The organism is Streptomyces sp. Mut1, assembly GCF_030719295.1.
GTDB lineage: Bacteria > Actinomycetota > Actinomycetes > Streptomycetales > Streptomycetaceae > Streptomyces > Streptomyces castrisilvae.
Genome location: NZ_CP120997.1, coordinates 4,045,369 through 4,057,543 on the forward strand (window position 1 = coordinate 4,045,369; position 12,175 = coordinate 4,057,543).

A 12,175-nucleotide genomic window follows, 5' to 3' on the forward strand; every position below is an offset into this window, starting at 1 on the left:
CCGGCTCGCAGGCTTGCCGTCATGACGACGACCTCGCCCCAGGGGCGTACCGAACTGCTCAGGCCGGACCGCACCCCCGTCCGGGTCCTGGTCGTGGACGACGAGGCCCCGCTCGCGGAGCTGCTGTCCATGGCGCTTCGTTACGAGGGCTGGGAGGTGCGCAGCGCCGGGGACGGCGCCGACGCCGTGCGGACGGCCAGGGACTTCCGGCCCGACGCGGTGATCCTCGACGTGATGCTGCCCGACATGGACGGCCTCGCCGTCCTCGGCAGGCTGCGCCGGGAGCTGTCCGACGTGCCGGTGCTGTTCCTGACCGCGCGGGACTCCGTGGAGGACCGGATCGCCGGGCTCACGGCGGGCGGCGACGACTACGTCACCAAGCCGTTCAGCCTGGAGGAGGTCGTGGCCCGGCTGCGCGGCCTGATCCGGCGTTCGGGCACGGCGGCGGTGCGCAGCGAGTCCCAGCTCGTCGTGGGCGATCTGATGCTGGACGAGGACAGCCACGAGGTGAGCCGGGGCGGGAAGAACATCCACCTGACGGCGACCGAGTTCGAGCTGCTGCGGTTCCTGATGCGCAATCCGCGCCGGGTGCTGAGCAAGGCACAGATCCTGGACCGGGTCTGGAACTACGACTTCGGCGGCCAGGCCAACGTGGTCGAGCTGTACATCTCCTACCTGCGCAAGAAGATCGACGCGGGCCGCACGCCCATGATCCACACCCGGCGCGGGGCGGGATACCTGATCAAGCCCGGTGAGTAGCCGCGCGGGCCGGCCCTGGACGCTGCGCACCCGCCTCGTGGTCTCGGCGGTGACCCTGATCGCGGTGGTCGCCGCCGTGATCGGCTCGGTGACCGCCATCGCCTTCCACAGCTACATGTACGGGAAGCTGGACGACCAGCTGCGGGACATCGCGGTCCGCGCGGAACGCGTGCCGGGCGCGCCGGGCCCGGGAGGCCCCAAGAGCCCGGACGGCGCTTCGGACCGCGACCCGCTCGCCTTCATCGGCATGGGCGGCCAGCCCCTCCGGACGTTCGGCGCGCTGGTGGAGGACGGCGCCATCGCCGACTCCGCGGTGGTGAAGGACGGCGGCCCCGACGCCGCCGAGAACACGCGGCCGCTGACCGGGGCGCAGCAAAAGGCCCTCACGGCGGCCGGTGTCACCGCGGACAACAGCGCGCACGACGTCGAGCTGCCCGGTCTGGGCGGCTACCGGGTACGGGCGGTGCCCGCGGGCGACGGCGGGTCCGTCCTGGTCGGCATCCCCACCACGGAGGTGAGCCGCGCGCTGGGCACCCTGATCCTGGTCGAGGTCTGCGTGACCGGCGCGGGGCTCGTCGCGGCGGGGATCGCGGGCGCGGCGATGGTCGGGGTGGCTCTCCGCCCCCTGCGCCGGGTGGCCGCCACGGCGACCCGGGTCTCCGAACTCCCCCTGCACAGCGGCGAGGTGGCCCTGTTCGAGCGGGTCCCGGAGGCCGAGGCGGACCCGCGCACGGAGGTCGGCCAGGTCGGCGCGGCCCTCAACCGGATGCTGGGCCACGTCGGCTCCGCGCTGGACGCGCGGCAGCGCAGCGAGACGCGGGTGCGCCAGTTCGTCGCGGACGCCAGCCACGAGCTGCGCACCCCGCTCGCCTCGATACGCGGCTATGCCGAACTCACCCGGCGCGGCCGCGAGGAGACGGGGCCCGACACCCGGCACGCGCTGGGCCGTATCGAGTCCGAGGCGCAGCGCATGACGGGCATGGTCGAGGACCTGCTCCTGCTGGCCCGCCTGGACGCGGGCCGCCCGCTCTCGTGCGAGAGCACCGATCTCTCGCCGCTCGTCGTGGACGCGGTGAGCGACGCCCGAGCCGCGGACCGCGCCGCACACCACTGGCGGCTGGACCTCCCCGACACCCCGGCCACCCTCCACGCCGACCCCACCCGTATCCAACAGGTCCTGGTCAACCTCCTGGCCAACGCCCGCACCCACACCCCACCCGGCACCACGGTCACCACCCGCGTCCTGGCGGCCCCCGGCAACCCGTGGGTCACCCTGGAGGTCCAGGACAACGGCCCCGGCATCCCGCCCGACCTCCTTCCCCACGTCTTCGAACGCTTCGCCCGGGGCGACGCCTCCCGCTCCCGCAGCGCCGGCTCGACGGGCCTCGGCCTGGCCATCGTCCAGGCGGTGGTGGCGGCGCACGGGGGCGGCACGGAGGTCCGTTCGGTCCCGGGGGAGACGGTGTTCGCGGTGCGTCTGCCGGCGGAGCGGGAGGATGCGGACGGCCCCCGCCGGGTGGCGGGGGCCGGGCACGCGGGGTAGCCGGGCAGCACATCCGCCGGGCCACCGCCCGCTCAGTGGCTGTCGGTTCTCCTTTCGAGGCGGGTGCCGTCGCGAAGGGTGATCGACATCAGGTCGCTGGGGGCCTCCAGTTCCAGGCGGTGCCAGCGGCCGCGGGGGACGATCACGGCGGTGCCTTCCCGCAACCGCACCACCTCCTCGGGGCCTCCGGGCGCGTCGGGACGGAAGTGGAGGCGGACACCGCCTGTCAGGCAGCAGACGGCCTCCTCGGCCTCCGGGTGCGTCTCCCAGTGGTCGGCGTGGACGTCGGCGTCGGTCTCCACGTGGAACGCGGCGATCTGCCAGGTGCCGGAGCCGTCGCCCGTCATCTGCCGTGCGGCGGCCCGGACATCGCCGTCGGGGCCGAAGTGCAGTGCGGAGGCGAAGAGGTCGATGGGGGTGGACGTCATGACGGTGTTCCTTCCAGCTGGTTCTCTGCGGGTGCGGTGGACTGCGGGAGAGGTACGACGGCCCGGCGGCGCGGCAGCACACCGATCGCCACGACCGCCGCGAGCAGGAAGAAGGCGGCGGCGACGGCCAGGCCCAGGGCGTAGCCGTCGTTGAGGGCGGCGGGTTCGGTGGCCGCGCCGGTGTGGTGCGCGGCGAGGGTGGCCAGGGCGGCCAGACCGATGGAGCCGCCCAGTTGGCGCGAGCTGTTCATGAGACCGGAGGCCATGCCGGCCTCACGCGCGGCGACGCCGGTGGTCGCCGCGGCGGCGACCGGGGCCAGGACCAGTCCGGCGCCGACGCTGGTGACGAGGGAGGGGCCGAGCACGTCGGTGAGGAAGCTGCCGTCGGGGCTGATGAGGGCGAACCAGGCCAGGCCCGCGGCGGCCAGCAGGGCGCCGGGCACCAGGGACACACGGGGGGTGCGTGCCACGGTGACGCGGGTCGCGACGACGGTCCCCGCGACGAGGCCCAGGGAGAAGGGCAGGAACGCGATGCCGGTCGCCGCGGCACCCATGCCCAGGACCTGCTGCATGTACAGGGACACGAAGTAGAACGCCGTGAACTGTCCGGCCGCGGCCAGGAACACCAGCACGTTCGCCCCGGCGACCCAGCGGCTGCGCAGCAGGCCGAGGCGCAGCAGCGGTGCGCCGGACCTGGACTCCACGAGGACGAAGGCGGCCAGCAGCACGGCCGCGGCGGCGAGGGTCGTCCATGTGACCGGGGAGCCCCAGCCAAGGGTGTCGGTGCGGACGACACCGAGCACCAGCAGCCCGACTCCGCCGGTCGCCAGGACGGCGCCCAGCGAGTCCAGCCTTTCGCGCCGGGCGGGTGCCGCCCCGGCGGGCACCCCTGCGGGGATGAGCGCGAGAGCCGCCATGACGATGGGCAGGTTGATCAGCATGACCCAGCGCCAGCCCGCGTACTCGGTCAGCAAGCCGCCTGCCAGCACGCCCAGTGCGCCGCCCGCGGCGGTTACCGCGCTCCACACTCCGAGCGCGCGGACCCGCCGGGGGCCTTCGGCGAAGGTGGTGGTGAGCATGGCCAGCGCGGCCGGCGCGGCCGCGGCGGCGCCCAGGCCCTGCCCGGCGCGTGCGGCGATCAGCTGCCAGGGCGTCTGGGCCAGCCCGCCCGCCAGGGAGCACAGCCCGAAGGCGGTCAGTCCCAGCACGAACATCCGGCGCCGGCCGTACAGGTCGCAAGCGCGGCCCCCCAGCAGCAGGAAGCCGCCGAACGTGAGCGCGTAGACGTGCACGACCCACGACAGGTCGAGCGGCGCGAATCCCAGGGACGTGCGGATCGCGGGCAAGGCGACGTTGACCACGGACATGTCCAGGGCGACGACGAACTGGGCGACGGCTGCTGCGGCCAGCACGATGGCCGGCCTCTCCCGAGAGTTTCTATACATGTAAGAAAAGTTAGCGCCGGGGATGGCCGCTGTCGACACCTGGGGGATGATGGGGTGCATGCCGCAACCGTCCGCACCACGCAAAACCCTGGGCCGGCCTCCCCGTATCTCCCGTGAGGAGATCGTCGAGACGGCCCGCCGGATCGTGACCGAGGGAGGCGTGGGCCGGCTGACCATGCGGCGGCTGGCCACAGAGGTCGGCAGTACGCCGATGGCGCTCTACCACCACGTCCGCGACAAGGAGGAACTGCTCGTCCTCCTGCTGGACGACTACGCCGCCCGGACCCTCCGCCGGCCCGAACTGCCGGCCCACCCCCGCGAGCGGATCGTCGTCGCCGCCACCGCGATCCACGAGGCGCTCGCCGCCTGTCCCTGGATCGTGGAGGTGCTGACCGCCGACGACCTGATGTCCACATCCGCGCTGTGGTTCGTCGAGCAGATCGTCGACGGCCTGGTGGAATGCGGCCTCTCCCTGGACGGGGCCGTGCACGGCTACCGTTCGATCTGGTACTACACCGCCGGAGAGATCGTGGTCAGGACGACGGCGGCCCGCCGCCGCGCGGACGACGACCGTGCGACCTATCGGGAACAGGTCTTCGCCGACCTCGACCCGGCCGAACTGCCCCGCTTGGCACAGGCCGCGGACCGCTGGGCACCGCTGACCGCCGAGGACACCTACCGCGACGGTCTCCGCGCCTTGGTGGACGGCCTTCTCGCCGGCCGCTGACGACGCGCCGCCGCCGACGTCCCTGGATCATGCCGTCGGACGGTGGCCGAGGGGCCGGGGCCGGGGTGCAAGGGCCGTGGGACGGCGGCCGAGGGCCCGGGGGATACGGATGGCTGCCCCCGCAGCTCACTCCCGCGTCCGAACGTCCGGTGGAGCGGGCAACTGCCCTGCCGCCCCTCCCGCCCTCGGGCCGTCGATCCGGCACTCGACGCCGGCCGGCGGCGCGACGAACCGGCCGGTGCCGCTCTGCTGGGGCAGCCTGTTGCGGCCGAGGCGTTCGTGGGCGGCGGCGAAGTCTCCCGACACGGCGGCCGACACGGTCGACAGGTCCAGGGCCAGGGCGAAGCCCGCGATGATCTCCGCCAGCCGGACGGCGCTGCCCGGGCCGGTGCAGCCCATGAGTTCCAACAGCTCGTGCTGCGTGGGCAGATGGGTGCCGCCACCGACCGTGCCGAGTGCCAGACCGGGCAGGGTCATGCTCGCGTGGACGCCGTCCGGTGTGCGTTCGAGGAGGAAGTGCCCCGCGCCCGACTCGTGGACGCAGGCGATGTCCTGGCCGGTCGCGGCGAAGATAGCCGCCACGATGTTGGCGGAGTTCGCGTTGGACCCCAGCATCGCGCTGTGGACCGCCCCGGCCGCGATGTGCTGGTACCCCCGTACCAGCTCGTCGGGGGTGGTCCTGAGGACCCGCTCGACCACTCCGGCCGGCAGCACGCAGTCGGCGGCCACCCTGGTCCCGCGGCCCTCCGCCATGGCCAGGGCCGACGCCTTCTTGTCGCCCGACGAGTTGCCTTCGATGATGAAGGATTCGAGCGCCCCGTCCGCGAACAGCCGCGGCTGCCGCAGAAGCCACTGACACGCGTGCCACGTACAGGCGGTCGTCATGTTCTGCCCCGCCGCGTCCCCGGTGGTGTACCTGAACCTCAGGTGAACGGTCCTGCCCAGGACCACGGGTTCGATCGAGTCGAGCACGGCATGGCCGGAAACCTCCCGGACGGCCGTACGGAGTTCACCGAGGTACCGGGGCACCGCCGAGGCGAAACGGCAGGCGTCCGCCAGGCGGGCGAACGCCAATACGGGGGCACGCGTCATCGCCTGCGAGACGGCGTGCGTACTGACGCCACCCGCCATCGTGACGGCCAGCGCCCCGCGCGTCACCGACGAGACCAGAGCGCCTTCCGTGGTCGCCAGCGGCGCGTAGACCTCGCCCTGGACGTGCGTCCCGCGAAACAGCAGGGGCCCGGCCACCCCGACCGGGATCTCGACGGCGCCGACGAATCCCTCGATGTTCCCGGTCAGCCTGCCGGCGTCCAGCCGTGTGTGCTGAAGGGATTCCAGCGCCGACCGGGTCCTGGAACGGAGCCAGCCCAGCCTTCGCAGGCGCGCCGCCTCCGTGTACACCCCGCGCGCGGGCACGAACCGCCCCGGGGGACGCGGTGAACCGGGCAGGTCGGGGCTCTCTTCGGAACTCATACAGCATTCCCCTTCTCCTGCGGCGACCCGGCCCGGGTGCGGAGTTCCCGCTACCGCTCGCAGCCGGGCCGATCGGTGACCGAGCCCACAGCGACACGACGAAACGGCCCCGGCCCGACCGGCCCGGCAGTGGACGCGATGGCCCGGCAAGGGACCCTGCTTCGGACGGCCCCACGCCGCTCCCCCACCCCGACACCCACCCCCGGTCCCAGCTCAACGACACAACGCCCCATTGGTTACGCACACCCACCACATCGTGTGAACGGCCGCGCCGAGCTGCCGGGGCGCCCGTGCCCACTCACAGACGTCCCACAGCCTCACCACACACCCGTGACAGCGCGGTTGGCGAGTGTCGGTGGCATGCGAACAGAGACTCCTTGGAGCACCTTGCCGGCCCGGGACCACCTCCTGGCCGGTGCGGGCGGTGCGGCGGGTGACCCCGTGCTGGATGTGGTGGTACCCGTCTACAACGAGGAGAAGGACCTCGAACCGTGTGTCCTGCGGTTGCACGAGCATCTGGCGCGCACCTTCCCGTACGCCTTCCGGATCACCGTCGCGGACAACGCGAGCACCGACCGTACGCCCGAGGTGGCGCAGCGGCTGGCGCGGTCGTTGCCGGGGGTGCGGTCGTTCCGGTTGGAGGAGAAGGGGCGCGGGCGGGCGTTGCGTACCGTCTGGACGCACTCGGACGCGCCGGTTCTCGCCTACATGGACGTGGACCTGTCCACCGACCTCAACGCGCTGCTCCCGCTGGTGGCGCCGCTCATCTCGGGGCACTCGGACCTCGCCATCGGCTCGCGGCTGGCGCGCAGTTCGCGGGTGGTGCGGGGGACGAAGCGGGAGTTCATCTCGCGGGCGTACAACATCATCCTGCGCTCGTCGCTGGCCGCCCGGTTCAGTGACGCGCAGTGCGGGTTCAAGGCGATCCGCCGCGAGGTCGCGCAGCGGCTGCTGCCGATGGTGGAGGACACCGGGTGGTTCTTCGACACCGAGATGCTGGTGCTGGCCGAGCGGGCCGGGCTGCGCATCCACGAGGTGCCGGTCGACTGGGTGGACGACCCCGACTCCACCGTTCACATCGTGCGCACCGCCACCGATGACCTGAAGGGCGTGTGGCGGGTCGGGCGGGCGCTCGCCGTCGGCGCGCTGCCGCTGGACCGGCTGGCGCGGCCCTTCGGGGACGATCCGCGGGACCGGGGGATCGGCGGGGTGCCGGGCGGGCTGGCCCGGCAGCTCGTCGGGTTCTGTGTCGTGGGCGCCCTGTCCACGCTGTTCTACCTGGCGCTGTACTCCCTCTTCCGGCTCGGCGCCGGGCCCCAGCTCGCCAACGGGGCCGCGCTCCTCGTCTCCGCCGTCGCCAACACCGCGGCGAACCGGAGGCTCACCTTCGGCGTACGGGGCCGGGGCGGCGCCGTACGCCACCAGGCGCAGGGCCTCGTGGTCTTCGCCATCGGCCTCGCCCTGACCAGCGGTTCGCTCGCGGCCCTGGGCGCGGCGTCCGGATCGCCCTCGCACACCACCGAACTCGCCGTACTGATCGCGGCCAACCTCGCGGCGACCGTGCTCCGTTTCCTGCTCTTCCGCGCCTGGGTCTTCCCGGACCGGGCCCGGGAAGCGGCCCGGGAAGCGCACGGGGGAGCGGTACCGGCCGCGGTCTCCGCCGACACCACCACCCACCACCTGAGGAACGCCCGATGACCACGTTCGACCCCGCCTACGCCCCGGCCCGGCCGGACACGCCCCCGGGCCACGCACGGGCCGGCACCTCGCTGCCGCGCCGCGCCTGGCGCGGGCGGCCCGAGGACGCGCCCTGGGTGCGCCCGGCCTTCCTCGCCCTGCTCCTCGTCATCACGCTGACGTACTTCTGGAACCTCGGCGCCTCCGGCTACGCCAACTCCTTCTACTCCGCGGCCGTGCAGGCCGGCAGCCAGAGCTGGAAGGCGTTCTTCTTCGGCTCACTGGACTCGGCCAACGCCATCACCGTCGACAAGCCCCCGGCCACCCTGTGGCCGATGGCCCTGTCCGTGCGGGTCTTCGGCCTCGGCTCGTGGGCGATCCTGGCCCCGCAGGTGCTGATGGCCGCGGCGACGGCCGGGGTGCTGTACGCGGCCGTGCGCCGCCGGTTCAGCGCCGCCGCCGGGCTGATCACCATGGCGGTGTTCGCGTTCACGCCCGTCGCCGCGCTGATGTTCCGCTTCAACAACCCGGACGCGCTGCTCGCGCTGCTGATGACCGTCACCGTCTACTGCGTGCTGCGCGCGATGGAGCACGGCCGCACCAAGTGGCTGGTGTGGGCGGGCGTCGCGGTCGGGCTCGCGTTCCTGTCCAAGACCCTCCAGGCGTTCCTGATCCTGCCGCCGCTGGCGGTGCTGTACGCGGTGTTCGCGCCGGTCTCCGTACGCAAGCGGTTCGGGCAGCTGGGGCTCTCCGCGCTCGCCATGGTCGTCGCGGGCGGCTGGTGGGTCGCGATCGTCGAACAGTGGCCCGCCTCCTCCCGCCCGTACATCGGCGGTTCGCAGAACAACTCCTTCCTTGAGCTGACCTTCGGCTACAACGGGCTCGGCCGGATCAACGGCGACGAGACCGGCAGCGTCGGCGGCGGGGGAGGCGGCGGTGGCGGCGGTCAGTGGGGCGAGACCGGCCTCGGGCGGATGTTCAACTCCGAGATCGGGTCCCAGATCTCCTGGCTGCTGCCCGCCGCCCTGATCCTGCTCGTCGCGGGTGTCTGGCTGACCTGGCGGGGGAAGCGTACGGACACCGCCCGCGCGGCCTTCCTCGCCTGGGGCGGTTCGCTGCTGATGACGGCGGCCGTGTTCAGCTTCATGGCCGGCATCTTCCACCAGTACTACACGGTGGCCCTGGCCCCCTACACCGCGGCGCTGATCGGCATGGGCGTCACGGTCCTGTGGGAGGAGCGGGCCCGCTGGTGGGCGGGCGCCACGCTCGCCGCCGCGGTCGGGGTGACGGCGTACTGGGCGTACGTCCTGCTGGGGCGGACGCCCGACTACCAGCCGTGGCTGCGGACCACGGTGCTCGTCGCCGGGCTCGTGGCGGCGGTGGGCCTGCTGCTCGCGGCCCGGCTCGGCCGCCGGCTCGCTCTGGCCGCGGTGGTGCTCGGCTTCGCCGCGTCGCTGGCCGCCCCGACCGCGTACACCATCAGCACGCTCAACACGGGCCACCAGGGCTCCATCGTCACGGCGGGCCCGTCCGCCAGCGGCATGGGCGGCCCCGGCGGTGGCGGTCGCGGCGGCGGACCGGGCGGCGGCGGTGACGGCGGCGGTGACGGCATGGGACAGCCCCCGGGCCAGGGCGGCCAGCAGGGTACGAACCAGCAGGGCAACGGCATGGGCCGGCCCCCCACCGGCACCCCGCCGGGCCAGGGCACGGGCCAGAACCAGGGCACGGGCCAGGGCCAAGCACCCTCACAGAACAGCCAGAACAGCCAGAACAACCGGTCCGCCGGCGAACGCGGCGGCGCCCCCGGCGGCGGAGGCGGCGGCATGGGCGGCCTGCTCAACGGCGCGTCCGTCGGCTCCGAGGCCAGGAAGCTCCTGGAGGCGAACGCCGACGACTACACCTGGGCGGCCGCCGCCATCGGCTCGCAGAACGCCGCGAGCTACCAACTCGCCACCGAGAAGCCCGTGATGGCGATCGGCGGCTTCAACGGCAGCGACCCGTCCCCGACGCTCGCGCAGTTCGAGAAGTACGTCGAGGACGGCCGCATCCACTACTTCGTCTCCAGCGGAGAAGGCGGCGGCCAGGGCGGCGGCGGCATGGGCGGCAGCGGCACCGCCTCGGAGATCTCCTCCTGGGTCGAGAAGAACTTCAAGGAGGTGACGGTGGGCAGCGCCACGTTCTACGACCTGACCCGGCCGGCGACGGGCAGCTGACCGTCCCCGAACTCAGCGCCGCAGCTCCAGGTCGGCGACGACAGGGCGGTGGTCCGAGGCGAGCGTCTCGGTCACCGCCGCGTCGCGTACCCGGATGGTGTCCTTCGAGACGGCCACGTAGTCGATCCGCTGCACCGGGTCCTGCGCCGGGAAGGTGGGCGCGCCGGGCTCGATGTCGGTCAGGTTCTCCCACAGCGGGGCCAGCTCCGGGGCGGTGGGCGCCGCGTTGAAGTCGCCGAGCAGGATCTGCCGGACCGGGCCGCGCTCCGACTTCCGGTCCTCCGCCATGATCCGCCGGGTGTCCGCGACCTGGGCGACGCGGACGGACGGGTCGCCCCGGAAGTCGAGGTGCGTCGCGTACACATGGACCGGCAGGCCGCGCACCCGCAGGACCACCTCGCCGAAGCCGGGTCCGGGCGCCGGGACCGGGTCCGGGTCCTGGGTGGAGAGCCGGGTGATGTCATGGTTCTCGGCGCTCACTATCCGGTACCGGGACAGCACCGCCACCCCGAACTCGCGCCTCGGCTCGCCCTCGGCCACCGGGTCGAAGTCGTAGATCGGGGCGAAGGACACGTGCATCCGCAGCCGCCGGGCCAGTTCGCTCGCGAGATCGCGCCACTCGCTGCGGGCGTCCCAGTGGACGTCGACCTCCTGGAGCCCGATGACGTCCGCGTCGAGCGAGCGGAGCGCGGCTACCTGGCGGTCGAGATCGAAGACGTTGTCCATGCCGGCGCCGGCATGGATGTTGTACGTGGCGACGCGCAGCGGCACCGACTGCCCGGGACCGTGCCCGTGTCCCGCGGCTGTCGCGGGAGGCGCGAGCGCCGTCCCCAACAGGCCGACGGCCACCAGGACTTCCACCGTACGACGACGCAGTGACATATCGCTCCAACTCGGAGTTTGGGGGACATCCATGTCAGATGGTGCGCTGACCCTCGTTGCCCCTGGTGGGCAGCCGGCGCTGCGTCAGGAGCGGAAGCGGTCCGAAGTCTTCCCACAGATAATGCCCTATTGCCTGCGGCAAGTGTGCCCGTCGTGCGACTGCCGTCGGGAAGGCGCTGATCGCCCGCCGTGACGTCCACTTGAGGGAGGGCGTGTGAGGTCGGCGGCCCGCGGTCGGCGGCCCTGATGGTGGATGGCGAGTCAGGGTGTGGTTGAGCGGTTCGGGAGGTTCAGGTGGTGCGAGGGGGCCGGACCGGTTGCTCCCAGAGGCCGGCCAGGTGTGAATGGAGGACTTCGTGTGCCTCTTGCGAGGTGAGGTGGCCGATGAGGACGTGCGCGGTGAGGCCGTCCGCGAGGGCGAGGAGGGCGCGGGCCTCGCGTTGCGGATCGAGGGGCACGGCGGGAGCGGCGTCCTCGCCGGCTTCCGAGATGAGGCGGGTGAACGCTTCTTCCAGGACTGCGTAGTTCGCCCTCAGCTTTCTTGCGAGCACCTTGCTGACAGTCGCCTGCGCAACGAACGCGAGCCAGACCCTGGCCTCGGCGCGGTGCTCTTCCCGGAGCAGTGAGATCTCCGTGGCCGCGTGCCCCAGGGCGGTGCCGGCCGACTGGGCCGGGCTCCTGAGGAGGCGGGCTTGTACGCGGTCCGTGATCCGCCCACTGATGTGCCCGAGCGCGAACACGAGCATCTCTTCCTTGGTGCGGAAGCACCGCTGAACGGCGCCCATCGACACCTGCGCGCGGGCCGCGACGTCGCGAAGGGTCACACCCTCCAGCCCGCGTTCGTCGGCGAGGTGGCAGACGGCCTCGGCGATGAGTCGGCGTCGGCCCGCATGATCCACCTGTCTGGGCATGCCCGTCCCCTCCTTGTTTCACAGCGCTCCGCGTACGCGGCACTTTATGCGATGCGCTCGTATCGGTTCCAGCGTACGGTTTGGTTCCGATGCAAACGCATCGGTATGAGATGGGGA

The 12,175-nt window shown here is 72.8% G+C and carries 10 protein-coding genes; 5 read left to right on the plus strand and 5 right to left on the minus strand.

Annotated elements, in window-relative coordinates; translation table 11 throughout:
• Window positions 1-21 precede the first annotated feature (21 nt).
• Both P8A18_RS17295 and P8A18_RS17300 read left to right on the plus strand, forming a co-directional pair.
• Window positions 22-759 carry a response regulator transcription factor gene (locus tag P8A18_RS17295; protein ID WP_168712556.1) on the plus strand — a complete coding sequence of 246 codons (738 nt, stop codon included), beginning with the start codon at window positions 22-24 and terminating at the stop codon, window positions 757-759.
• Window positions 752-2,302: a sensor histidine kinase gene (locus P8A18_RS17300; RefSeq protein WP_306055715.1), complete on the plus strand. Its 1,551-nt coding sequence runs from the start codon at window positions 752-754 to the stop codon at window positions 2,300-2,302. Before P8A18_RS17295 ends, P8A18_RS17300 begins: the two co-directional genes overlap by 8 nt.
• Window positions 2,303-2,334: 32 nt before the next feature.
• Here the strand turns inward: P8A18_RS17300 and P8A18_RS17305 are convergent, their stop codons facing one another.
• Together P8A18_RS17305 and P8A18_RS17310 are read right to left on the minus strand one after the other, a co-directional pair.
• Window positions 2,335-2,730: a cupin domain-containing protein gene (locus tag P8A18_RS17305; protein ID WP_306055716.1), complete on the minus strand. Its 396-nt coding sequence runs from the start codon at window positions 2,728-2,730 to the stop codon at window positions 2,335-2,337.
• Complete coding sequence (locus P8A18_RS17310; protein ID WP_306055718.1) at window positions 2,727-4,175, minus strand: MFS transporter; 1,449 nt, start codon at window positions 4,173-4,175, stop codon at window positions 2,727-2,729. The genes P8A18_RS17305 and P8A18_RS17310 overlap by 4 nt, the downstream gene beginning before the upstream one ends.
• A 58-nt stretch (window positions 4,176-4,233) precedes the next feature.
• On the opposite strand from P8A18_RS17310, the gene P8A18_RS17315 reads away from it, so the two are divergent.
• Complete coding sequence (locus P8A18_RS17315; protein ID WP_306055719.1) at window positions 4,234-4,902, plus strand: TetR/AcrR family transcriptional regulator; 669 nt, start codon at window positions 4,234-4,236, stop codon at window positions 4,900-4,902.
• Between the two features lie 126 nt (window positions 4,903-5,028).
• Here P8A18_RS17315 and P8A18_RS17320 read toward each other — a convergent pair whose 3' ends face one another.
• Complete coding sequence (locus P8A18_RS17320) at window positions 5,029-6,375, minus strand: hydroxymethylglutaryl-CoA reductase (RefSeq protein ID WP_306055721.1); 1,347 nt, start codon at window positions 6,373-6,375, stop codon at window positions 5,029-5,031.
• 360 nt (window positions 6,376-6,735) lie between these two features.
• Here P8A18_RS17320 and P8A18_RS17325 point away from each other — a divergent pair, with 360 nt between their 5' ends.
• Window positions 6,736-8,073, plus strand: coding sequence for a bifunctional glycosyltransferase family 2/GtrA family protein (locus tag P8A18_RS17325; RefSeq protein WP_306055722.1), 1,338 nt, complete (start codon window positions 6,736-6,738; stop codon window positions 8,071-8,073).
• Window positions 8,070-10,265, plus strand: coding sequence for a mannosyltransferase YkcB-related protein (locus P8A18_RS17330; protein ID WP_306055723.1), 2,196 nt, complete (start codon window positions 8,070-8,072; stop codon window positions 10,263-10,265). The genes P8A18_RS17325 and P8A18_RS17330 overlap by 4 nt, the downstream gene beginning before the upstream one ends.
• 12 nt (window positions 10,266-10,277) lie before the next feature.
• Here the strand turns inward: P8A18_RS17330 and P8A18_RS17335 are convergent, their stop codons facing one another.
• Both P8A18_RS17335 and P8A18_RS17340 read right to left on the minus strand, forming a co-directional pair.
• Entirely contained in the window at window positions 10,278-11,147 is an 870-nt protein-coding gene (locus P8A18_RS17335; protein WP_306055725.1) for an endonuclease/exonuclease/phosphatase family protein, read from the minus strand.
• 290 nt (window positions 11,148-11,437) lie between these two features.
• Window positions 11,438-12,058 (minus strand): TetR/AcrR family transcriptional regulator, encoded by a 621-nt coding sequence (locus P8A18_RS17340; RefSeq protein ID WP_306055726.1) that lies wholly within the window; start codon window positions 12,056-12,058, stop codon window positions 11,438-11,440.
• Between the last annotated feature and the right edge of the window lie 117 nt (window positions 12,059-12,175).